At 38.6% G+C, this 24,809-nt stretch carries 18 protein-coding genes; 13 read left to right on the top strand and 5 right to left on the bottom strand.

Annotation, left to right across the window (positions count from 1 at the left end; genetic code table 11):
- Window positions 1-8: 8 nt before the first annotated feature.
- Genes essC through essA form a run of 3 tightly spaced genes read left to right on the top strand, consistent with a single transcriptional unit; the run spans window position 9 to window position 8,150 of the window.
- Window positions 9-4,487, top strand: coding sequence for a type VII secretion protein EssC (essC, locus tag ACFX4R_RS23180; RefSeq protein WP_377570475.1), 4,479 nt, complete (start codon window positions 9-11; stop codon window positions 4,485-4,487).
- Window positions 4,484-7,675, top strand: coding sequence for a type VII secretion protein EsaA (gene esaA / locus ACFX4R_RS23175; protein WP_322551677.1), 3,192 nt, complete (start codon window positions 4,484-4,486; stop codon window positions 7,673-7,675). Before essC ends, esaA begins: the two co-directional genes overlap by 4 nt.
- Window positions 7,653-8,150, top strand: coding sequence for a type VII secretion protein EssA (essA, locus tag ACFX4R_RS23170; RefSeq protein WP_043975714.1), 498 nt, complete (start codon window positions 7,653-7,655; stop codon window positions 8,148-8,150). Before esaA ends, essA begins: the two co-directional genes overlap by 23 nt.
- 50 nt (window positions 8,151-8,200) lie before the next feature.
- On the opposite strand, the gene ACFX4R_RS23165 is transcribed toward essA, so the two are convergent.
- Complete coding sequence (locus ACFX4R_RS23165; protein WP_013081504.1) at window positions 8,201-8,677, bottom strand: hypothetical protein; 477 nt, start codon at window positions 8,675-8,677, stop codon at window positions 8,201-8,203.
- Window positions 8,678-8,965: 288 nt separating this feature from the next.
- On the opposite strand from ACFX4R_RS23165, the gene ACFX4R_RS23160 reads away from it, so the two are divergent.
- Together ACFX4R_RS23160 and ACFX4R_RS23155 are read left to right on the top strand one after the other, a co-directional pair.
- The gene (locus ACFX4R_RS23160; RefSeq protein WP_043975712.1) at window positions 8,966-10,120 is read left to right on the top strand and encodes an endonuclease; all 1,155 of its coding nucleotides are present in this window, start codon (window positions 8,966-8,968) and stop codon (window positions 10,118-10,120) included.
- Window positions 10,121-10,225: 105 nt separating this feature from the next.
- Window positions 10,226-11,863, top strand: coding sequence for a family 14 glycosylhydrolase (locus ACFX4R_RS23155; RefSeq protein ID WP_043975710.1), 1,638 nt, complete (start codon window positions 10,226-10,228; stop codon window positions 11,861-11,863).
- Between the two features lie 49 nt (window positions 11,864-11,912).
- Here ACFX4R_RS23155 and msrA read toward each other — a convergent pair whose 3' ends face one another.
- A complete protein-coding gene (msrA, locus tag ACFX4R_RS23150; protein ID WP_043975708.1) occupies window positions 11,913-12,428 on the bottom strand; it encodes a peptide-methionine (S)-S-oxide reductase MsrA in 516 nt (171 codons plus the stop codon).
- Between the two features lie 368 nt (window positions 12,429-12,796).
- Here msrA and ACFX4R_RS23145 point away from each other — a divergent pair, with 368 nt between their 5' ends.
- Together ACFX4R_RS23145 and ACFX4R_RS23140 are read left to right on the top strand one after the other, a co-directional pair.
- Window positions 12,797-14,134: an ATP-binding protein gene (locus tag ACFX4R_RS23145; protein WP_377570472.1), complete on the top strand. Its 1,338-nt coding sequence runs from the start codon at window positions 12,797-12,799 to the stop codon at window positions 14,132-14,134.
- Between the two features lie 163 nt (window positions 14,135-14,297).
- The gene (locus ACFX4R_RS23140; RefSeq protein ID WP_043975703.1) at window positions 14,298-15,194 is read left to right on the top strand and encodes a hypothetical protein; all 897 of its coding nucleotides are present in this window, start codon (window positions 14,298-14,300) and stop codon (window positions 15,192-15,194) included.
- A gap of 193 nt (window positions 15,195-15,387) precedes the next feature.
- Here the strand turns inward: ACFX4R_RS23140 and ACFX4R_RS23135 are convergent, their stop codons facing one another.
- Window positions 15,388-16,944 carry an ABC-F family ATP-binding cassette domain-containing protein gene (locus ACFX4R_RS23135; protein WP_013055117.1) on the bottom strand — a complete coding sequence of 519 codons (1,557 nt, stop codon included), beginning with the start codon at window positions 16,942-16,944 and terminating at the stop codon, window positions 15,388-15,390.
- A 261-nt stretch (window positions 16,945-17,205) separates the two neighbouring features.
- Here ACFX4R_RS23135 and ACFX4R_RS23130 point away from each other — a divergent pair, with 261 nt between their 5' ends.
- Window positions 17,206-18,138, top strand: coding sequence for a D-2-hydroxyacid dehydrogenase (locus tag ACFX4R_RS23130; RefSeq protein WP_043975701.1), 933 nt, complete (start codon window positions 17,206-17,208; stop codon window positions 18,136-18,138).
- 99 nt (window positions 18,139-18,237) lie between these two features.
- Window positions 18,238-19,323 carry a nitric oxide synthase oxygenase gene (locus tag ACFX4R_RS23125; RefSeq protein WP_043975699.1) on the top strand — a complete coding sequence of 362 codons (1,086 nt, stop codon included), beginning with the start codon at window positions 18,238-18,240 and terminating at the stop codon, window positions 19,321-19,323.
- Between the two features lie 48 nt (window positions 19,324-19,371).
- Here the strand turns inward: ACFX4R_RS23125 and ACFX4R_RS23120 are convergent, their stop codons facing one another.
- Window positions 19,372-19,503, bottom strand: a complete 132-nt coding sequence (locus tag ACFX4R_RS23120; RefSeq protein ID WP_016762840.1) for a YflJ family protein — start codon at window positions 19,501-19,503, stop codon at window positions 19,372-19,374.
- A 173-nt stretch (window positions 19,504-19,676) separates the two neighbouring features.
- The gene (locus ACFX4R_RS23115) at window positions 19,677-20,126 is read right to left on the bottom strand and encodes an Rrf2 family transcriptional regulator (RefSeq protein ID WP_013055121.1); all 450 of its coding nucleotides are present in this window, start codon (window positions 20,124-20,126) and stop codon (window positions 19,677-19,679) included.
- 216 nt (window positions 20,127-20,342) lie between these two features.
- Here ACFX4R_RS23115 and hmpA point away from each other — a divergent pair, with 216 nt between their 5' ends.
- The 4 genes from hmpA to ACFX4R_RS23095 all read left to right on the top strand — a co-directional run bounded on the left by hmpA (window position 20,343) and on the right by ACFX4R_RS23095 (window position 24,648).
- On the top strand, window positions 20,343-21,524 hold the full coding sequence (gene hmpA / locus ACFX4R_RS23110) for an NO-inducible flavohemoprotein (RefSeq protein ID WP_043975696.1): 1,182 nt from the start codon (window positions 20,343-20,345) through the stop codon (window positions 21,522-21,524).
- Between the two features lie 72 nt (window positions 21,525-21,596).
- Window positions 21,597-22,886: a lysine N(6)-hydroxylase/L-ornithine N(5)-oxygenase family protein gene (locus ACFX4R_RS23105; protein WP_043975694.1), complete on the top strand. Its 1,290-nt coding sequence runs from the start codon at window positions 21,597-21,599 to the stop codon at window positions 22,884-22,886.
- Window positions 22,887-23,029: 143 nt separating this feature from the next.
- On the top strand, window positions 23,030-23,542 hold the full coding sequence (locus ACFX4R_RS23100) for a type 1 glutamine amidotransferase domain-containing protein (RefSeq protein ID WP_013081517.1): 513 nt from the start codon (window positions 23,030-23,032) through the stop codon (window positions 23,540-23,542).
- A gap of 359 nt (window positions 23,543-23,901) precedes the next feature.
- Window positions 23,902-24,648: a CAP domain-containing protein gene (locus ACFX4R_RS23095; protein WP_013055125.1), complete on the top strand. Its 747-nt coding sequence runs from the start codon at window positions 23,902-23,904 to the stop codon at window positions 24,646-24,648.
- The last annotated feature ends 161 nt before the right edge of the window (window positions 24,649-24,809 follow it).

Below are 24,809 nucleotides of genomic sequence, written 5' to 3'. Positions count from 1 at the left end.
GTAGTTGTATGAATATGCTTTGGGTAGTTAGTGGGCAAACGTATCAGCAGCTGCCTGTAGATTTTAAAACCTTTCGCCAAGCAACGGTAGGAAACACTCAGCATCAAACTTTTACATTTTCCTATCCGTTTGAGAAAGGGCAAATGACGCTGTCATCTGAAAAAAACGGCCGGCTCTTGATTTCCTACGGAGAAAAAAGGATAGCAGAGCTATCTGTTTCTCAGTCGTTTGTATGGCGAGAACAAGGACATGCTTTAACCTTTGTCCTTACAGACACGGCTGTTAAAGAAGCTGTCTATTATATTGATTACGGCTCAGAAGTCTCGTTTTCCACAAGTGATGAAACAGCTGATGTGTATCAGCAGAAAGAAAAGTGTGTAGTAGAGCCAAAAGAAGGATTTTACTTATCAAAGATAAATGGAAAGTGGAAGGTCTTTTATAACCAAGAACCGCTTTATCTTAACGGACACCGACTAGAAGAGAATACGAACCTTCAGCCCGGAGATCTCATTTTATGGTCTTCTATGACGATTCAATTGATCGAAAAAGATTTGCTGAAGATTCAAAGCTGCTATGATTATGCATCTAAGCTTCCAACTACGGCACAGCCTATTTCTGAAATGAAAAAGAAGTACCCGGTTTATAGACGGACACCGCGCATGATATATGATTTGCCTAATGATAAGGTGAGCTTGTCCTTTCCATCTCAAGACAATGATGAAAATAACCGAAGCTTGTGGCTTACTATTTTACCGCCATTAGTCATGCTTTTAGTCATGGGTACGGTCTCGATTATTCAGCCTAGGGGAATTTTTATTATTATATCTGTCATGATGTTTACGACCACGCTGATTGTATCTACCGTTCAATATTTCAAAGATAAAAAACAGCGCAAGAAGCGGCAGGAGCGTCGTCGTCGAATTTATACCAAGTATTTAGAGAACAAGCGCGAGGAATTACAAGAACTAGTATCAGTTCAACGAGATGTATTATCTTATCATTTTCCGACGTTTGAACGCATGAAATATTTAACAGAACAGATTTCTGATCGAATTTGGGAACGAACTGTAGAAAGCAGTGATTTTTTACAGGTGCGCCTTGGAACAGGAACAGTTCCGGGAAGCTACCAAATTTCTTTGAATAGCGGAGATATGGCTAATCGAGAAATTGATGATTTGCTTGAGCAGTCTCAGCACATGGAAAAGGTCTATCGAGAAGTGAAAAATGCCCCTGTTACCGCTCATTTAGGTTTAGGCTCTATCGGTCTGGTAGGAAAGATGAAAACGGTGAAGAATGAACTGCATCAGCTTGTAGGACAGCTGGCATTTTCCCACAGTTATCATGACGTAAGATTCGTATTCATTTTTGATGAAGAAGAATATAAAGAGTGGGAATGGATGAAATGGCTTCCTCATTTTCAGCTTCCGCATTCTTTTGCGAAAGGTTTCATCTATAATGAACAAACGAGAGATCAGCTTTTATCTTCTATTTATGAAATGCTGAGAGAACGCGATTTAGATGAAGCAAAAGGAGAAGGTGTCTTCTTGCCTCACTTTGTTTTTATTATTACGAATCAGCAGTTAATTGCAGATCACGTTATCTTAGAGTATTTAGAAGGATATCACCCTCACCTTGGGTTTTCTGCGATATTTGGGGCAGAGACAAAGGAAAGCTTAACGGAGCATGTTCATACACTCGTCCGTTATATTAACGAATCCGAGGGGGATATATTAATTCAAAAGCAAAAAGCTGTGAATATTCCATTTCAGCTTGATAAACACACGCTTGATTATAATGAAAGATTTGCAAGGGTGCTGCGGACATTGGATCACCAAGTTGGTATGACCAACTCAATTCCAAATAGCGTTTCATTCTTAGAATTATTTAAAGCAAGAGAAATTGGTGAGTTGGATATCGTGCAAAGGTGGCAAAGCAATGAATCAGCTAAGTCGCTAGCAGTTCCCATTGGTTTAAAAGGAAAAGAAGATATTGTTGAACTAAATCTTCATGAAAAAGCTCACGGCCCTCATGGATTACTTGCAGGTACGACGGGGTCAGGGAAAAGTGAATTCTTACAAACGTACATTCTTTCTCTAGCGGTGAATTTCCACCCCCATGAAGTCGCGTTTTTATTGATTGACTATAAGGGCGGAGGAATGGCTCAGCCGTTTAAAAACATGCCTCATCTGCTTGGAACCATTACAAACATTGAAGGAAGTAAGAATTTTAGTACAAGAGCCCTAGCTTCTATTAAAAGTGAATTAAAGCGACGCCAGCGCTTGTTTGATAGATATGAAGTCAATCACATTAATGATTATACAGATTTATATAAGCAAGGTATGGCAGAAGAACCTCTGCCTCATTTATTCTTAATCTCGGATGAATTTGCCGAGTTAAAAAGTGAAGAACCAGAGTTCATTCGGGAATTAGTCAGCGCGGCGCGCATTGGACGTAGTCTGGGCGTTCATTTAATTTTAGCGACGCAAAAGCCAGGCGGTGTTATTGACGATCAAATTTGGAGTAATGCACGCTTTAAAGTAGCTTTAAAAGTCCAAGATGCCGCTGACAGTAAAGAAATCTTAAAAAATGCGGACGCTGCTTCTATTACGGTGACGGGTCGAGGCTATCTGCAGGTTGGAAATAATGAAGTGTATGAACTGTTTCAGTCAGCTTGGAGCGGTGCCCCGTACATGGAAGATACGTATGGGGCTGAAGATGAAGTCGCCATTGTCACAGATCTTGGGTTGATTCCTTTATCTGATGTATCTACTCAGCAGACGTCATCTAAACAAGCGGAAGCAGAAATTGATGTTGTGGTGCAAAAAATTGAAAAAACGCAGCAGGAACTAGCTATCAAAAAATTAAATAGTCCATGGCTGCCGCCTCTTAAAGAAAGATTGCTTCGCAGTGAGTACAAAGAGAAGCGAGACGGCGTATTCCCAATTGGCTTGATTGATGAACCGGAAAAGCAAAGCCAAACGGTATATAACTATCAGCTGATGGACGATGGAAACATTGGTATATTTGGTTCGTCAGGATACGGTAAATCGTTTACAGTCATGATGTTGCTTCTTAGTCTAGCTGAAAGAAAGAGCCCGGAGCAGCTTCATTATTACATTTTTGACTTTGGAAACGGCACGCTGCTGCCGCTTCGTCAGCTGCCTCATACGGCGGATTATTTCTTAATGGATCAAATGCGTAAAATTGAAAAATTCATGACGATTATCAAACAAGAAATCGCAAGGCGAAAGCAGTTATTTCAACAGCGGGAAGTTAGCAATATCAAAATGTATAATGCTCTAAGTTCAGAAGAGCTTCCTCTAATTTTTATCACGATTGATAATTTTGATCTTGTCAAAGAAGAAATGCAAGATCTAGAAATGCAGTTCACACAGCTCGTGCGTGACGGTCAGTCTTTAGGAATTTATATGATCTTTACCGCGACGCGGGTGAATTCTATTCGTCAGTCGCTTATGAATAATTTGAAAACGAAGGTTGTTCATTATTTAATGGATCATTCAGAAGCGTATTCTATTTTAGGACGTACGCCGTATGCGCTAGAGTCTATTCCAGGCCGGGCTATTATCAAAACGGATCAACCTTATTTTGCGCAGCTGTTTTTACCTGCGGAAGGAAAAGATGATTTTGAAATTTTTGATACAGTTAAGCTGCACATTCAACGATTAAAGAATCAATATGCTGATGCTATTGTTCCGGAGCCTGTACCAATGCTGTCATCAAAACTTGTACTTGCCGAGTTTATAACGGACAGAAGGGTTATTAGGGAAAAAGGAGTCATTCCTCTTGGATTAGATGAAGAGTTTGTTCGACCGGTGCATATGAACTTTAAGAAAAATAAGCATTGCATCGTCATGGGGCAGACGCAAAAAGGAAAGACAAATGTAGTGAAGGTCATACTGCAAACAGCGCTTGAACAAGGCGTGAAGCAAATCGGACTATTTGATTCGGTTGACCGCGGTTTATCAAGTTATGCAGCTGAAGAGCAAGTTGTTTACATGGAAACAAAAGAACAGATTATCGACTGGCTTGATTTAACTGAAGAACGATTGCAGCGACGTGAAAATAAGTATTTGGAAGCAGTGCAGGAAGGAACGGTACACAGTCTTTCATTTTCCCCGATCATGCTTGTAGTAGATGGATTTGTACGATTCCAGCAAAACTTAGACAGCGTCCTGCAGGATCGTATTACAAAATTGATGAAAAATTACAGTCACCTGGGCTTTAACTTGATTGTTGCAGGGAACAACAATGAGTTTTCAAAAGGATTTGACGCCTTAACAACAGAAGTGAAGCAAATTAGCCAAGCCGTGCTGTTGATGAAGAAAACAGAGCAAAGCTTATTTACACTTCCTTATGACCGAAAAGAAGCTGACGTTAACCCTGGCTTCGGTTATTATATTAAAAGTGGAAAAGAAACAAGAATTCAAATCCCGCTATGTGTAAGTGAAAGGAAGATCTTAACATGACCGAACAGCGTAAGTATACACTTAAAGTCATATTAGCTGTTGTTTTAATTTTGGCTCTTCCTTCTTTCTTTTTCCAGTATATTGGAGACAACCCACTGCAAGTCACAGAAAACTCAACAAGAACGATTGCGGTGGTTAACGAAGATAATGGAGTAAAAGAAAATAGTGAAAAAGCGATAGAGTTTGGAGAAAAAGTGACTCCTCTTTTACAGGAGGGGTCGGATTATCAATGGACCGTGCTTGGACGAAGCGCAGCTACAAGCGGTTTACAGAATGGAAAATATGATGCGGTTATCTATATTCCCTCGACCTTCTCACAAAATATTTTATCGTATCAGGAAAAAAAGCCAGAAAAAGCTACTTTGGAATACAAAGTTCAAAGTCAGCTTAACGCAGTTAATAAGGAAAAAGTAGTAGGGGAATTAGAAGATGCTACTACAAAGGTTAATAATGAAATGTCCTCTTTGTACTGGAGTTATGTATCACAGGAAGTGGATAAGGTACGAGGACAGTTCGATAAAATTCTAAATAAAGAAATCGCCTTTCAAAAAACAATGGTCGCTTTTTATAAACCGAATTCAAAAGATTTAGCAGGTGAATTAAATGATCAAAAGAAAATTCTTCAGCAAATCCAAGATAATGTAAATAAAGCAGAAAAAGGTTCGAGTGACAGACAAGGCGACGTAGAACAGGTTGAAAAGAATTTAAACAGCTTTATTGGATATGTAAATCAATATCAAACATATCAAGAAACACAGAAACAAATGCTTGAAAAAACGCAGGCTCAAAGCGTCACTGCGATTCAAGAAGGGCTGTCTTCCCTTGAATCTAATCAGCCAAGCTCTAAGCAAAATTTTAATGAGCAGGCCAATCAAGTGTTTAGTGGCTTATCTTCCATTCAACAGCAGTTGGATCAAAATCAAAAAGCCGTCGGAGAACTTGGAGACCAACAAGCGGATAACGTCAGTGAACAAGAAAAAGCTCTGCAAGATTTGAACGGCCAAATAGTCAGTTCATATAAACAGCAGTCTGAGCAAACAACCCTAAATCAAATTGAAAGTAAGCTAAAGCCGCTTCGTGCGCAGCTAGAGACAGCTTCATCAAATGAGGGTGGCGGAGGCTCAACGGATCCAGGAGAAGACGGCGAAACTCAGCCAGATCCGAATCAAGGCGGAGAGACGCCAACGGACCCTGGGGAAGGTGACGGAACTCAGCCAGATCCGAATCAAGGTGGAGAGACGCCAACGGATCCTGGAGAAGATGATGGAACTCAGCCAGATTCCGGTCAAGGCGAAGGAACGTCAGAACCAATTAAAGTGGATTTATCTCAGCAAACAGCAAAGCTTGATGATATATCAAAAGGCCTTGAAGACTTAGAACAGCAGCTCCAAGGAATGGTGAACGAAACACCTGAAGCACCTGAAGCACCTGAGACATCTGAGGGAACGGAAACGCCTGAAACGCCTGAAACGCCTGAAACATCGGACACATCGGATGCATCAGGTACATCCAATGCTGTGAAAAGTGCGCTTGAAAAAGTGGCTAATCTGAAAACACAGGTACAAGCAGTCAAAGATGAGCTGCAAAATGTAACAGTTCAGCCGGAAGCTTCAGGAGAAAATACGGATGAGCTGAAGCGGAAAATTGCCAGTTTGGAAGCAGACGTTAAGTCTTTGACAGCACAGAAAAACAAAGCAGAGAAAGACTTAGAAGAAGCGACCAAGTCGTCGAGCAGTCAAATTGCTAAGCTTCAAGAAGAAAATGAACGATTAAAAAAAGAGAATGAAAAGTTGAAAGAAGACGGCAAAAAGCCTTCTAAAGGTAGTGTGAATGTAGACAATCTCATTACGATGATTACAAACAAAGAAGATAAAATTTTATCTTCTCCAAACCTTTCAGCTTCTCGCAAGGAAAAGTTGAGCAATACATTCTCAGGTAAGATTCAAAGCAGCAGTGCAGAAGATCTGCTAAAGTACTACGGTGATTTATCGCAGTATGATTTGACTTTAGCTCAGGTAGGAAATACAGACATACAGAACAGCGTCCTTAACAATGACTCTATTAAAGGAAGTTTGCAGCAGGCGTTAGCTGGTACCGTCTCTTCTCAAGATGCACGTAAGCAAATCCAACAAAACCTGTCTCTAACAAAAGAAGAGTTAGCACAGTTCCAAAGTTCAGTGCAAGATTTTGCTGATCAATATGGACAAACAGTTGATGCTGAACAAGCATCTATTATGGAAGAGCTATCAGCTATTCAAGAAAAAGCAAATGCAATGAATCAAGAGCTTCAATCTAGCGCAGGTGAAGATCAAGCATTAGAAAAGAAAGAAGCTCCGGACGTAACGGGCTTAATGACGCTGCAGCAAAGCATGGGTCAAGAGTTGAAGGGAATGAACGAACTCATTTCATCTTTAGGTGAAAGACAAGCAAATGTTGTCACATACACAGATGAATTGCAGAAGCGTGTAAATGAAGTCCAGGATAAAGCTGACACGCTTAACAGCAAGTGGGCCCAAAACGTGGATTCAACGAAGTTGGTTCGCGGCCAGGTATACCGTTTGTTAAATAATACATTAGTAGATGGACAGAATAATGATTACGTTTATCATTATTTAGCCAATCCTCTTCAAGTAAGCGGTGAAGTGCCGGCTGAAAAAGTAAAAGAGGTTCCACCAGTTGTCATTTTGGTTATTATCTTAATCAGCAGCTTACTAATTGGCTATTTCAGTCAATACTACCGACATGCACCTATGCTTGTGAAAGGTACGCTGTTTGGGTTATTGAATTTGATTGTAGGGTTAATGGTAAGTATCTTTAGCCTTAATATTTATTCGTTATCGGGAGACCGGGCAATGGAATGGTCAATCTTTACGATCGTCTTATTGCTTGCTACATCTACACTCGTACGTATTGCTTTCTTATTAGGAAGCTTCGCTGGATGGGTTACGACAGTAGGGTTGATTTTATTTTATATTACCCCGCTTCTTAACTTATCTATGCCAAACTTTAATTACGAAGATCCAGTATCTAAAGTATATATGTCAATTCAATATGATACGCAGTCTCTGTTTGGACAGGCGCTTATTGTATTACTGGGAATGACTGCCGTTTTAAGTGTTCTGCCATCTATTATTCGTGCTTTAAAGACGACTAAAGAGGTTGAAAATGATGAAACCTATAGTGCTTAATAAGAAGATTGGAAGTATTGTTCTTATTTTTTCACTTCTTTGTTTCCCTATAGCAGCAGCGGCTGAAGCTGATGACGGAAACGTTGAAGAGATTAAACCAAATGTATATAAGGATGATCCGATTAACTTGGACCCCGAATCTTTGCTAGAAAATAAAAAAGAAGTAGGAAATATTCCGGAGGAAATAAAGGATCTTACATTTGAAAAAGAGGAAGATGTAGAGAAAGAGAGCTTAAAAGAAAGTCTTTTTGCGAACGCATCAGCTGAAGATAATACGATTTCTGCGAAAGCAAAAGAATATAACTTGTTTTCTTCTAAAAACACTTCCTACAAGAAAGATCGAACAGAACAAACTGCTTCTGAAAAGTCATCAGACCTACAATGGTTTTATTTATTATTGATTGGTGTGGGGGTTGTTGTATTATTTGCGGTTTTAATACCGCGCATTAGCCCTCAACCTTCTGTGAAAAAATGAAAAAACCTCGCTGTTAATCAACAGCGAGGTTTTTGCGTATAGACGCAAGCTTATAGGCGGCGGAAGCCTTCTTCAAACAAATAATCTTCTGCTTCTTCGTAAGATAGAAATGCTGCCTCTAAATTCAAGCCAGAATAAACATTCCACAGATCATCTTCATGAACAAGTAAAAGCGTTGCATTGTCTGGGCCGTTCCAGCGCTGTTCATTTCCATTCCCTACAATAGCTTCTTCTCTAGCTGTATCAGGAAGGGTTGACAAAGATTCAATAGAAGCTTCAATAATTGAGCGGAGCTCTTCTTCTGTATAATCACGGATATTTACAAGACCTTTGTCATTTGTTTCATATCCTTTTAAAAACCCTCCATATACAAATCCATTTCCATTAGGATGCAGATGATGCACAACAACCGTTTTATCGTACACGCTTTCTTCATAATGAAAATTCACGCGTCCTAAAGATACATCTTTTCGATGCAGCTCTGGAAACGATGAAATAATAGCTAATTTTTCGTCAAAACTAAGCATACACAATCCTCATTTCTATTTAAATCATTTCATTTTCTGAAATGGTATAAGCTCTTTTACGATTCGGTTGATTATACCATATATAAAGAAAGACACATAATGCTTTTTCCAATGTGGACTTTTAAAAATATAACCCTTCGCATAAAGTGGCCGTCACTGTAAAGAAGAATACATCTTTTTCACTATAAAACTTAACAAAAAAGAGGCAGGGAATTCACAGTGAAAAAATAATATAAAGAGGTGGAAGAAAACTAGTTTTCAAACCTATCATATAGGAGGAATAAAAAAGTGAAATTATACGCTCTGTGTAAAAAAACATGGGCAATATCCCTGCTTGTTTTTGTTCTTTTAGTGAGCTTAACTCCTGTTAGTCAAGCAGCCGCATTTTTATCTGTTGCACAAGCTCTTGAGAATCAAAACAATAGTGTACAAACGGTTAAAGGATATGTAGTAGGTCAACCTACAGGCACATCTACAGTTATTACGAGCAATTACCCAAGCGATTATGCACTTGCTCTTGCTGACAGTTCAAATGAAACCAATACAGACAAGATGGTGTACGTTCAAATTCCTTCAAATTTGCGAAGTACATTTGGACTTCAAAGTCACTCGGAGTTAAGAGGGAAAAATCTTACTGTTACGGGCACACTCACTCCTTATTTTTCACACCCAGGAATAAAATCAGTTACTTCTATCAGTACAGAAACAGGAGGAACTGATCCGGCTCCAGATCCCACAGAGCCAACCGTTCCAGTAGAAGACTACTATCGTACTGCAGCTAAAAAAACAGGAAACAGCTTAAAGACAGAGCTTCATAACATTATTGATCATCACACAGAACTGTCGTATTCAGCCGTATGGGAAGCTTTAAAGAAAACGGATGAAGATCCAGCTAACGCAAATAACGTTATTTTGCTCTACACAGGGCGTTCACAGGCTAAGAGTACAAATGGAGGCGGAGTGGACGATTGGAACCGTGAGCACGTCTGGGCAAAGTCTCACGGGGATTTTGGAACAGCTATGGGACCTGGAACAGATCTTCATCACTTACGTCCAACCGATGTATCTGTAAACAGTACGAGAGGAAACTTAGATTTTGATAACGGAGGGACGGAACATAGCGAAGCACTCGGAAATTATTTTGACAGTGATTCATGGGAACCTCGAGATGAAGTAAAAGGCGACGTGGCTCGTATGTTGTTTTATATGGCCGTGCGCTATGAAGGCGATGTAAGTGATGAGCCTGACTTAGAACTTAATAACACAGTGAATAATGGTACTGCTCCTTATCACGGGAAATTATCTGTGCTTCTTCAATGGAATACCCAAGACCCAGTAGATGATCGAGAACGACGTAGAAATGACATTATTTATTCAGACTATCAGCATAACCGCAATCCTTTTATTGACCATCCTGAATGGGTGAATGAGATTTGGAACTAATGAAGAAGGCGTCCTGGCGGGGCGTCTTTTTTTTTATAAAAGAAAAAGGAAAAAACTAAAATCCGCCGAATACCTATAGGTGATTTTGAAAAATGGAGGGAAGATATGAAACAGCTATGTAAAAAAGGGTTGGCTTTCGTTTTGATGTTTATTTTTGTTAACGCTTTCATTTTAAGTCCAATTAACGGAGCGGCTGCCGTAGATGGAAAATCAATGAATCCAGGTTACAAAACCTATTTAATGGCGCCTTTAAAAAAGGTAACAGACTATACAACATGGGAAGCGTTTGAGAACGATTTACGCAAAGCGAAACAAAATGGATTTTATGCAGTGACAGTAGACTTCTGGTGGGGAGATATGGAGAAAAACGGCGATCAGCAGTTCGATTTTTCCTATGCGCAGCGCTTTGCTCAAGCAGCTCGTAATGCAGGTATAAAGATCGTTCCTATTATTTCTACTCATCAGTGCGGAGGCAATGTAGGAGATGATTGTAACGTTCCGCTTCCATCTTGGGTATGGAACTTAAAAAGTGATGACAGCCTTTACTTTAAATCTGAAACAGGTACGACAAATAAAGAAACGCTAAGCCCGCTTGCAACGGACGTTATTTCTAAGCAATACGGAGAGCTCTACACGGCATTTGCGCAAGCGTTAGCACCTTATAAAGACGTGATTGCTAAAATCTATTTATCAGGAGGCCCTGCAGGTGAAATTCGTTATCCGTCTTATACAGCAGCAGACGGAACCGGCTATCCGTCTAGAGGGAAATTTCAAGTGTATACATCCTTCGCCAAGAGCAAGTTTCAATCATATGCTTTGACTAAATACGGTTCACTCGCTGGCATTAATCAAGCATGGGGAACCAATTTAACGTCTGCATCGCAAATTTTACCGCCATCAGATGGCTATCAGTTCTTAAAAGATGGTTATTCAACAGCTTATGGAAAAGATTTCTTAGCATGGTATCAAGGAGCTTTGGAAGATCATACAAAACGTATTGGACAGTTAGCTCATCAGGCTTTTGATTCCACCTTTAACGTACCAATCGGTGCAAAAGTGGCAGGAATTCATTGGCAGTATAACAATCCCACGATTCCTCATGCTGCAGAAAAACCTGCTGGATATAATGATTACAACGCGCTTTTAGATGCGTTTAAAACAGCTAAGCTAGATATAACGTTTACGTGCTTAGAAATGACGGACAGCGGAAATTATCCGGAATATTCTATGCCAAAGACGCTTGTACGCCAGGTAGCGGGTATTGCGAATGCAAAAGGAGTTGTTTTAAACGGGGAAAATGCTTTAACTATAGGCAGTGAAGATCAATATAAAAAAGCAGCTGAAATGGCCTTTAACTATAATTTTGCAGGATTTACTTTGCTTCGTTTCTACGATGTTATCAACAATGATACGCTGATGGGGCAATTTAAAAATACGTTGGGCGTTACACCACTTGCGCAAACGGTTGTAGTAAAAAATGCGCCAACTGCATTAGGAGAAACGGTTTATATTGTTGGAGACAGAGCTGAGCTAGGTCAGTGGGATACGTCCATTTATCCAATTAAATTAACATATAATTCATCTACAGCTGATTGGAGAGGCACCGTCTATTTTCCTGCGAGTCAAAATGTTCAATTTAAAGCAATTGTGAAGAGAGCTGATGGATCGTTAAAAGCATGGCAGCCTTCGCAGCAATATTGGAGCGTGCCGTCAACAACAACGACTTATACAGATAATTGGTAAAACAAAACCGCATAGCGTTTGCTATGCGGCTTTATTTTGAACACAAGAATTATTTCCAGTTCGTTTGAATAAATTCATCTCGACCAGACTTAGCGCGGTCTTCTTTATAATGCTTTGGATTTTTCTTGTGAAAATCTTGGTGATACTCTTCGGCTTCATAAAACGTAGAGGCAGGAAGAATGCTTGTTACGATGGGTTTTTTAAAACGTCCGCTTTCTGCGACCTCTAGCTTCGTCTCTTCAGCTGCTTGTTTTTGGTTGTCGTTATGGTAAAAAATTGCTGTTCGATATTGCGAGCCGCGATCTTGAAATTGACCTCCGTCATCTGTTGGATCAATTTGCGGCCAATAAAGATCTAGTAAACGTTTATACGGAAACACTTCGGGGTCAAATGTGATTTGAACCACTTCGTAGTAACCGCTTGTTCCAGATTTTACTTGCTCATAAGTAGGGTTATCCACAGTTCCCCCCATATATCCTGATACAATGCCGTGAATACCTTCTAGCTCTTCAAAAGGTGTAACCATACACCAGAAACATCCACCTGCAAATGTAGCTTTTTCCATACGTAATCCCTCACTTAATCCGTTGTTATGAAGGGTATTATAACAAATTTATATTGAAACAGCTAGAAAAGGGTTTGTAGTCTGTGTAAAAGCTGTGGATAAAGGTGAATATCCACAGCTTTTACACAATAAACTCGACTGTTTTGAAGATTGAAAAATGAAGGAGAGAATAAAGAAAAAATGATAGAATAGATAAGATGTATATATCGTTTTAGAAGAAATTGCACAACAGAAGTACAATCTACGGACTGGACTTTGGGGTGCTGATGGCATCTAGATAAATAAAGTTAGTACGTTAGTAACAAGAGGTAAGAAACAGCATATTCGCGCTGTTAAATAAATATACAAAGATAATAGGAGAGTTGAATATGTTACAAGATAATCTCATCCTAGAGCACTATGGATTAAACGAATTAAATTTTGATACGATCAAAAGCTATCGGGATCGGTTTGCTGAAGTAAAACCAGCTCATCCTTGGAATGCGCTTGAAACAAAGGAGTTTTTATACAAAGTAGGAGCTTGGGGAAAGGTTAGAGATACCCATAAAGAAGGAGTCACACTCGCAGGCCTGCTTTTATTCAGTGAAGAACGGATTATCACAGAAGTTTTACCACAATATTTTTTAGAATACCGGGAAAGTAAAGGGAACGAAGAATGGACAGAGCGCTTTACCTCTCAAGACGGGACGTGGTCAGGAAATATTTTTGATTTTTATTTTCATATTCATGAAATTGTTCGTAATAGCGAACCTCAGCCGTCAATCGCTTCCTCTTTAACAGAAGTTTTGATTAATATGCTTATTCATGCAGATTATAATGGGGAGGGCGGCGTTATTTTAGAAAAGCAACCTTCTCATTACGTTTTTTCTAATCCAGGCCTTTTGTTAGTACCTACAGATTCAGTCTTTAGCAATACCGTTAGTCAGCTTCGAAACCCAAATATCGTTAAGCTATTCAGTTTACTAGGGCTATGTGAACGTTCGGGCTCTGGTTTGAAAAAAGTAAAGCAAAATTGGAGCCTGCATCATTATAAAACGCCAGCTATTGATCAAGATGTTTCTATGCATCGTACAGTGGTCACGTTATCTTTGTCCACTCAAGAAAGACAGGTAAGTTCTTCTGAAAAAGACACTTACAATACGTCCATAACCGATTCGGGAAATAATTTTAAGGATGTCGAAAAATATCAAAATACACCTGAAAACAATGTCGAAATCGACTCATATAATAAAAATAAGTACTCCTATAATAAAGGATTAATAGAGGAGTTTAAGTCATATAATAACGATAATAACTCCTTAAATAAGGAAGATAACTACTATAATAACGAGAGTAACTTATATAATAACGATGATAACTCCTGTAATAATAACCATAACTCCTATAATAATGAGCAAGAAGAGGATTCTTCTAATTTGGTAAATGTAGAGAATATTGATACGAAGCTATGGGATATTGCAGCGTTGGCTCGTGAAAAAAAACGGCTTTCGCCGAATCAGATGGAACATATTATTCTTGAGTTATGTAAAGAAAAACCGCTCATGCTTAAAGAGTTTGCTTATTTACTAGAAAGAACGCCGGATGGAGTACGTAATAATTATTTAACAAAGCTATTACGAAAAGGACAATTACAGTTGAAATATCCAAATCAGCCAAACCATCCAAAACAGGCATATTTATTTAATAAGAAAGATATAGAGAAATAAATCAAGCAACCGATAGAACATATAGAGATTCAGCTGCAAAAAATTGATAAGGAGGAGTTTGCTAAAAGCTACAGATTTAAGGAGGAAATTCACCATAAAGTTGTGCCAAGCTGTCAGACTCTCTTTATATGAGTTCTGGCTCGTATAAAGGAGGAAAAAGAGTGTGAAAAGCAAGTGCGTTCTTATTTTTCTGGTGGTTGTATGGCTGTTTAATATGGGGAAAGGAATAGGATGTGGATCAAAGGTGAATGCAGAGATAAATATACCGCTGTCGACGTGGGTGTGGGATACAAAGAAATGGATGCTGAACCAAGAAGCTATCCTCGAAAAGCTTCAAGAAAAAAAGGTGACAAACGTTTATTTACAAATTGATACTCATCTTTCACCTTCCGTATATCGGCATTTTATCCAACAAGCACAAGCCCAGGGCATAAGTGTTTACGCACTTGACGGCGCTCCTTATTGGATAGGGCCTTCTGGTATAGAAGAGCAGGAAGCATTTTTTAATTGGATAACAGCTTACCAAGCACAAGCAGACGAGCCACAGCAATTTTCAGGGGTTCATTTGGATGTAGAGCCTTATTTGTATAAAAGTTGGGAAAATAATCGAGCGAAAAGTATTCTGCAGTATCAATATGTTATTTCTCAAGCCGCTGTACAGTCACATGAGTTACACTTGCCGCTTGCTGTAGATATCCCGTTTTGGTTTGACGAAGTTCCATTCAAAAATAGCAATGGTTCCGGTTCGCTGGGGCGGTGGATTATTCAGTACGCTGATGAAGTCACAATTATGGCGTACCGGAACCACGCAGATAAAGAAAACGGTATTGCTGAAATAACAGAAAATGAACGCAAGTGGGGACGTGTACTATCCACTCCGATTGAAATAGGGGTAGAAACGATGGCTTCAGATGAAGGAGAATACATTTCTTTTTCTGCTAAAGGAGAAGAAAAGATGATGCAAGAGCTGGGTATGTTGCTTACAAAGTGTCAAGCTGAAAATCCTCCAAGCAGTATAGCTGTTCATTATTTTGATAGCTGGCTTCAGATGAAGCAATGACAACGAAAAGACCGCTGCATCGCTGCAGCGGCCCTTTTGGGTTTAGGGAGTATAGATACAATATAGCCATTTTCTTAAAGGACTATACATAAAAAAAGTAACCATTTAAAAAATGGCTACTCACACAAAGGGGGGGAACTTAATCTTATCATTCCCACTTTTTCTAAAAGATATGCCTCTTTTAACCCGTTTTTTAAAATAATTTAGTCGTCCAAGATTCACAGTTCCACACGTCTGTGACAACATCTTGATAAAATTCAGGTTCGTGGCAAATAATTAAGATACTTCCTTTGTATTCTTTTAAAGCTCGTTTTAATTCATCTTTCGCATCTACATCTAAGTGGTTTGTAGGCTCATCCAGTACAAGAATGTTGGTTTCATTGTTAATTAGCTTACATAGACGAACTTTTGCTTTTTCTCCACCGCTGAGAACTTCTACTTTACTTTCAATATGTTTTGTTGTTAAGCCGCATTTAGCTAAAGCTGCACGAATCTCGTATTGGGTAAAGTGAGGAAACTCATTCCATACTTCTTCAATACACGTATTGTAATTAGCCGTTTTGATTTCTTGTTCAAAATAGCCAATATGCTGGTAATCTCCTTTTTCTACAGAGCCTGAAATCGGTTTGATTTCTCCTAAAATACTTTTTAAAAGAGTTGTTTTCCCGATTCCATTTGCTCCTACAAGGGCAATCTTTTGACCTCGCTCCATTTTTAAATTCAGTGGCTTAGAAAGCGGCTCTTCGTATCCAATGACTAAATCAGATGTTTCAAAAATTAATTTGCTTGAAGTACGAGCACCCTTAAAGTTAAACTCTGGTTTTGGACGCTCCTGAGCTAGTTCAATTACTTCCATTTTATCGAGCTTTTTTTGACGGGACATGGCCATATTTCGTGTCGACACACGGGCTTTGTTTCTCGCTACGAAATCTTTTAAATCTGCCATTTCTTGCTGTTGTTTTTTATAAGCTGCTTCAAGCTGCTGTTTTTTCATCTCATATACTTTCATAAAATCGTCGTAGTCTCCTACATAGCGATTTAACTCTTGGTTTTCCATATGATAAATTAAATTGATCACGCTATTTAAAAATGGAAGATCGTGAGAAATTAAAATAAAGGCATTTTCATATTCTTGCAAGTAGCGTCGCAACCACTCAATATGCTGTTCATCCAAGTAGTTTGTAGGCTCATCCAGTAAAAGAATTTCTGGTTTTTCAAGCAGCAGTTTGGCTAATAATACTTTCGTACGCTGTCCGCCGCTTAAATCCTGTACATCGCGATCTAAGCCGATATCTTCTAATCCTAATCCGCGTGCAATTTCTTCGACTTTCGCATCGATAACATAAAAGTCATTGTTTGTTAAGAGGTCTTGAAGCGTACCGACTTCTTCTAATAGTTTTTCGAGTTCTTCTGGTGATACCTCCGCCATTTTCTCGTAGAGGCCATTCATTTGAGCTTCTAAATCAAATAAGTATTGAAAAGCACTTTTTAGTACATCACGAATAGAAAGGCCGCGCTCTAATGCTGTGTGCTGATCTAAATAGCCAACGCGCACTTTTTTAGACCATTCTACTTTTCCAGCATCCGGTTCTAGCTTGCCTGTAATGATGTTCATAAATGTTGATTTACCTTCGCCGTTTGCTCCAATTAAGCCGACGTGTTCACCTTTTAACAATCGAAATGATACATCGTTAAAAATCGCACGGTCACCAAAACCATGGCTTAGATTTTTTACGTTTAATACACTCATGCTGACACACCTTTTCTTTTAAAATATCTATCGTACGTTTCGTTATAAACAAATTGATTCATAACGATTATAGCGAACTTATATACATAAATCCATATGAGTTTTCCAGCCTTGAAAGTCATATAAAATTCACTCGCGTCTTCCTTTCACTTCATTCATACTATATATATCAATGTAGAAAATCCTTCATGACGAAGGAACGGTTATATCGAATCATTCAAATAGAGTATACAAAAGAATAAAAAGGCAGGGGGAAAAGAAATGAACATTCATACGATACTAGTGGCAGGAAGAATGCATAAAGAGCTGGAGGAGATAATCAAACAAAAGCAGCTGTCTCAGACGTTTCGATTTATGGAAGAGCAAGACGTTACAATTGAAGATTTAAACTGGGCTGACGCGCTTTTATCCTTCGGTCCAACGAATTGCTTTGAAGATCATAGCCTTAAATGGGTTCATTCTCTCGGCGCAGGAGTCGATCGGTTCTTAGAAAGCGGTAATTGGAAAAAGAGTGTGATGTTAACACGTACGGTTTGTTCATTCGGTCAGCGAATCAGTGAATATTGTCTTAGCTATATGCTAGCTGAACTTCAGCACCACGCACAGTTTCAGCAACAGCAAAAACAAAAGCAGTGGAAAGTGGTAGAGCCTAAGCAGCTTTCTACTCAAACGGTCATAATTTACGGAACAGGTGAAATCGGCGGGCGTCTTGCAGCCGTTTTAAAATCTTTTGGTGTACGAGTAATAGGTGTATCTAAAAGTGGAAATGAAAAGCCGTCATTTGATCAAGTGGTCTCGATTTCGAAGGAAAAAGAATTGCTAAAAGAAGCCGAATGGATTATTAGTACAATGCCGCTAACACATGAAACAAAAAGCTACTTTGATCCCAAATGGATGAATGTAGTTGAAAATGCATACTTTATAAATGTTGGACGAGGAGCAACTGTAGATGAAAATGCGTTAGTAGAGGCTATTGAGCAAAAACGTATTCGAAAAGCATACATAGACGTGTTTGAGCATGAGCCGTTAACGAAAGAATCTTCTTGGTGGGATTATTCAAACATCATCATAACACCTCATATTTCAGCGGTGACTACGGCTGAAGAAGCCATTGAGTGCTTTGTTGAAACGCTGCAAAAAGTTGAGCAAGGCGAATTGCCTTCTAACTTGGTTAATATTGAAAGAGGCTATTAAAGCATTATGATGCGCGTTTCCGCTATGAGAATGGTATACTGAAACTTGCTTTTCTTGAACGAAAAGAATGAAATCTGTTCTTCTAGGGGGGAACAAACGTTGAAGCAAGAAGAACTATTTGAACAAGCACGTGTATTTATAGAGACGTGTTACGCTGAACTTGAAAAAAGCGAAGCGGATAAAAACAAGCGGTTAAAAGAAATCCATCAGCAAATTATGTCACTCGGACATTATGATCATACATTTGAAGAGTTAGAGCACGGAGCTCGTATGGCTTGGAGAAACAGCAATAAATGTATTGGACGATTATTTTGGCAATCGCTCAATGTATTTGATAAGCGAGATGCGAACACAGTTGAAGAGGTAAGAGACGCCCTTTTTCACCATATTGAATATGCAACAAATGACGGGAAAATCCGGCCTACTATTACGGTGTTTAAACCGAAAATGAAAGCAAAAGAGCCGGTTAGAATATGGAATCATCAGCTAATCCGCTATGCGGGATATGAGACGGAATATGGTATGGTAGGAGATCCTGATTCTATTGCGTTTACGGAGGTTTGCCAAAATTTAGGATGGGAAGGTGAGAGAACTCACTTTGATGTTCTTCCTCTTGTACTGCAAGTTAATGAAGAGTCACCTCGATGTTTTGAGATTCCCAAACATTTAGTGAAAGAAGTAGCTATTACGCATCCAGAACTTCCTGAATTTGAAGACTTACAGTTAAAATGGTACGCTGTCCCGATGATTTCAGATATGAAGCTAGAAATTGGAGGGATTGATTACGTCGCGGCACCATTTAATGGATGGTACATGGGGACTGAGATTGGGGCGCGAAATTTAGCGGATACGTATCGCTATAATCAACTTCCAAAAATAGCTTCTATGATGGGATTGAACATGGATTACAACGCGACGCTTTGGAAGGATAAAGCTCTTGTTGAATTAAATGTTGCAGTGCTTTCTTCTTTTAAACGAGAAGGAGTTAGCATTGTAGACCATCACACCGCTGCTCAGCAATTTCACTTGTTTGAAGAAAGAGAGCAAAAAAATGGCCGCGAAGTGACTGGGAACTGGACGTGGTTGATTCCGCCCGTTTCGCCAGCTACCACGCATATTTTTCATAAGCCTTATAAAAATAAAGTATTATCACCAAATTATTTTTATCAAGACGCTCCTTATTAAATGAACAAAAAAGAGAGTACGCATTTGTACTCTCTTATTACACGTTAATTAATTTTTGTGTTTATCAAGCAAGTTAGCAAGTACATATGTTTTGTACTTTTCTACTTTGCGGCCTTCGTGGTTGCGAACTCCTCGTTTCTTAAGTTCCTCAACATACCAACCTTTGCTTCCTACGTGCATACTCAAACACCCTTTCGTCATTTTTTTAGGATGAACAGAATGAGGTTCATTGTCTGCTCGAATGGAGACATCTTGTCTTTCCAATACGTGCCTCATTGTAACATCTTTTATTTTATGATGAAAGGGAAAAAGGTTAAAAAAACGAGAATGATTTCAAATGAATTTTAGTTTAATCATTCCTCGTTTTTTTGAGATAGAAGGAGGAGGTTTAATTCATCTTTATTTTGAATTAGATCTTCTAGCGTATATTGATCCAATACCTTAATGAAGGCTTGCATGGCTTCATGTAAAACACTTTTTAACTTACAGACGGGGCTAATAATGCAGAAGTTTCCTTCACAGTCAAAACATTCCACGATATGAAAATCTTCTTCTGTTTGACGTACCACTTTTCCAATATTAATGTCTTTTGGAAGCTGAGCTAAACGAATACCGCCGTTTCGTCCTCGAATCGTTTCAATTAAGCCAAGTTTTCCAAGCTCGTGAATGATTTTCATAAGATGGTTTTTTGAAATATTATACGCTTCAGCAATTTCTTTTATATTGCTTAGTTTATTATTATCGCGAACGCCTAAATATAATAAAACTCGCAGTGAGTAATCTGTATATTGTGTGAGCCTCATCTTTTTACCTCTTCTCTTATCAGCAGCTGATATATCTATAATAGCATGTCTATATCTAAGAAATACAGAAAGAATGCTCTCATTTTTGACGAGGCGAATTTGTGAACATTTCTTTAAATATGTATATAAAATATATCTTTTTAAGTTGGATATGAGTATCATAAAGATGTATTAAAAATATATCTTTTAAAAATGAATCTTTCGGAGGCGAAAGTTATGAAACAAACAACTATTTCTATTGTAAAAAGTACAGTTCCTGTTTTAGAACAGCATGGTCAAGCAATTACCACTCGTTTTTATGAGATGCTTTTTGAACAGTATCCTTCTTTAAAAAATGTATTCAACCAAACAAATCAAAAAACAGGCCGTCAGCAAATGGCGTTAGCTAATACAGTTTATGCCGCTGCGCAGTATATCGATCGGCTTGAAACGCTGCTTCCAGTTGTAAAGCAAATCGCTCATAAACACCGCAGTATCGGCGTAAAAGCAGAGCACTATCCAATTGTCGGAGAGTTCTTATTAAAAGCAATTAAAGATGTTTTAAAAGAAGCTGCGACCGATGAGATTATGGAAGCTTGGAAAGAAGCATACGGTGCCATTGCGGACGTGTTCATAAGTGTGGAGCAAGAATTATATGAAGAAGCCGAAGAAAAAGGATGGAAAGATTATAAAAAACTAATGGTTCATAAAAAAGTAAAAGAAGCAGAAGACGTGTACTCGTTTTATTTAGTATCACCTGATCAAAAAGCGTTGCCTGCTTTTCTGCCAGGTCAGTATGTGAGTGTACGCATTCCTGGTCAAGAGTATTTATCTATTCGTCAGTACAGCTTATCAGGCTATCCAAGTCAACCATATTATAAAATTACGGTGAAAAAAGAAAAGCAAATGGAAGACGGGGTCGTGTCAACTTATTTACATGACCAATTGAAAGAAGGAGACTTGCTTGAAGTCAGCGTTCCAGCAGGAGATTTTGTCTTAAAAGAAAATAGTAAATCAGTATTTATCAGCGGAGGTGTAGGAATTACTCCAATGATGTCAATGCTGCATCAAGCACTGGAAAACAATCAAGAAGTAACATTTATTCACAGTGCTAAAAATGAGCAGTTTCATGCAATGAAACAAGACCTTCAATCGTTGTCAGAGACATATACGTTTGAACAACACGTTTTCTATAGTCAAGCGCAAACAGACCAGCATGATGAACATATAACGTATGGTCGCTTAACTAAAAAAGAGCTAGCTAAATATGCCGGCGATAAACACGCATATTATTATGTTTGTGGATCTTCTTCATTTACGCAAATGGTGTTAGAAGGCCTAGCTGAAATGGGTATTTCCCAAGAAAATATCATGTATGAATCGTTTGGCCCGAAAATGAGTATGACTCCTTCCGCATAAATGTATGGAAAAAGGGTAAAAAGCTAACAGTAGACAATACTGTTAGCTTTTTTTATGAAAGGGAGTTTAAAGATGACAAATAAGCAGTATGACATGGTGGGAATAGGAATAGGACCTTTTAATTTAGGCTTAGCGGCCCTTGCTGAGCCTCTTGATGAAATTGATGCCGTCTTCTTTGATAAAGAAGAGAAATTTGAATGGCATCCGGGCATGTTAATTGACGGCACGGACTTGCAGATTCCGTTTCTAGCAGACTTAGTTACATTTGCGGATCCAACAAGCCCCTATTCTTTTCTAAATTATATTCACAAGCAAAAACGCTTGTATCCGTTTTTTTTCTTTAATCGTTTTGACATTCCGCGTCAAGAATACAACGAGTACGCAAAATGGGTAGCGGAGCAGCTATCTTCCTGCCACTTTTCTTCAAAAGTTGTGGACGTGATACCGAAAAATGAAGAAGAGTATTATGAAGTAAAGGTAGAAACACCTGATGGAATTCAAACGGTAAATGCTAAACACGTTGTAATGGGAACAGGAAGCATTCCACTTGTACCTCCGGCTTTTGAAGAAAAGCTTAATGAGCATATTTTACACAGCAGCGGCTATTTACATAAAAAAGAAGAGATTCAAAAAGGAAAGCATGTAACGATCGTTGGTTCAGGGCAAAGTGCTGCAGAGATTTTTCTTGATTTACTAGAAGAACAGACTGAACATCATTACCACCTTACATGGTTTACAAGATCCTCTAATTTTTTTCAGCTTGATCAATCCAAGCTTGCTCAAGAGTTATTTTCGCCAGACTATGTAGATTACTTTCATTCGCTGCCTTTTGAGGAACGTACAAGCACGGTAGAAGATTTAAATCCTTTACGTCACGGAATTGAATCTTCTACCTTAACGAAAATCTATGATTTACTTTATCATCGTTCACTTAAAGGAAAAGTACCCGTTACGATTCAAGCTTCGACTGAAGTAAGTGATATTCATAAAAAAGGAAATGGATATGAGCTGGAGTGCAAACAATTAAAGGCTGAACGCTCTTTTCAATACGAAGCGGATCGTTTGATATTGTCCACGGGCTATAAGCCAAAAATTTCGCCGTTCATCGAACGAATAAAAGATGATATCGAATGGGAAGATGACAAGCGTTTTAAAGTCACAAAAGATTACCGGCTTGTCTTTAAACAACCTCGTAACCACCACTTTTTTACGTTAACCAATATTGAACATTCACATGGATCTGGCGCAACAAATCTTGGTTTATCCGTTCAGCGCAATCAGCGTATTCTGAACGTGATTGCAGGGAGAGACGTGTACCCAGTTCCAGAAGAGACGACGTTCCAGACATTTAATTTGTTTTGAATTTCTTCTTTATAAAAATCTTCAATGTGGTTTTTGATTATTGTAGAAAAGTTTTTTACCCATAAACTATGTTTAAAAGAATAGTGTACGGGTATTTTATTTATAGAACATTAGTACACAAATCAATTAAGGAGTTGCTTAGAATGAGTAAGAAAATTGCAGTACTAGTAACAGATTTATTTGAAGATGTGGAATATACAGATCCAGCCAAAGCCTTTGAAGAAGAAGGCCATACGCTAACAAAAATCGATGTTAAAACAGGTGAAGTAACAGGTAAACAAGGCGAAACAACATTAACAATTGATAAAGCAATTGCGGATGTAAAACCAGAAGATTTTGACGCATTGTTTTTACCGGGAGGTTTCTCACCAGATATCTTACGTGCGGACGATCAAGTCGTAGCTTTCACAAAATCATTTATGGATGAAGGCAAACCGGTTATGGCTATCTGTCATGGACCACAGCTGCTAATCAATGCTGAAACATTAAAAGGACGTGACGTAACTGGTTTCAAATCAATTGCTATTGATTTGAAAAATGCAGGTGCAAACTTCCATGACAAAGAAGTGGTGGTATGCGGTAATCAACTAGTTACAAGCCGTACACCAGACGATATGGAAGCATTCGTACGTGAATCAGTAAATGTCTTAAAGTAAGTAAATAATATTAGTAAAACTTTCTGTAAAAGGTGATAACAGGGTGGTTTACCACTCTGCTGTCGCCTTTTTTGTATGTAACGATTTTGACGAGGAATTTACAGTTATATTACTGCATTGGATGAAGCGGTTTCTAAAAGAATATGAAAACCTTTTACTATCAATAGATAGAAGCCATGTAACACAATCGAAATATTTTTTACATAAATGAAAGTATAATTTTGGTAGCTTAAAAGACGTTGCGAGTTTCATAGTTTTCATGCAACAATGAGGGTGCATCACGAGATTGGCTTGCTACAAGCTTAGATGCGTTGCGGTTTTACAAAAAAACTTTATTATCACATAGGAGGATTTCAAACATGAAGAAAAGGTTTCGTATTGCCACTGTCGCAGGTGCCGTATCATTAGGATTACTAACAGCAGGACAAGCAAATGCAGCAGCTCCTGATTGCAACACTCCAAAACAAATTAACATTAAAGATGCTCAAGCAGCACAAAATATAAATGTAGATGAGCTATTAAAGAAATTTAACGCTCAAGGACAATCTGCTCAAGCAGCAGCTCCACAACAAGAAACACAAGCACCAGAGCAAGCTGAAGCAGCTCCACAGGAACAAGCACAAGCACCAGAGCAAAGTGAAGAAGCAAAAGCTCCAGAGCAAACACAGCAAAACACAAAAGCTCAACAATCAGAAAATACTGATAAAGCAGAACAAACAAAAGATGCTAGTCAATTCGAACAAAAGGTCGTAGATTTAGTGAACCAAGAGCGTGAAAAACAAGGTTTAAAACCTCTAACACTTAACAAAAAATTAAGTGACGTTGCACGCACTAAATCAAAAGATATGATGGACAAAGGGTACTTTGACCACAATTCACCAACATATGGTTCACCATTTGATATGATGAAACAATTCGGCATTGAATATACAACTGCAGGTGAAAACATTGCAAAAGGTCAGCAATCTCCTGAAGATGTAATGAATGCTTGGATGAATAGTGACGGTCACCGCAAAAACATTCTAAACCCTGATTTCACTGAAATTGGTGTTGGATACGTAAAAGGTGATACTACGTACTGGACTCAACAATTTATCGGTAAGTAATACAAAAAGAGCAGGATATACCTGCTCTTTTTTGCGTTTTTAGCTGTCCAATTTGGGTATAGTAAAGTAAGAACACGTAAAGGAGTGCCTTAAATTGGGACGTATATTAAAAAAAATTCTAGTCGCTGTTTTTCCTATCCTTTTAAAAGAAGGATATCGTC

The sequence above is a fragment of the Priestia sp. YIM B13490 genome (genome assembly GCF_042787735.1).
Classification (GTDB): domain Bacteria; phylum Bacillota; class Bacilli; order Bacillales; family Bacillaceae_H; genus Priestia; species Priestia megaterium.
This window is presented reverse-complemented; position numbering and strand designations above follow the sequence as displayed.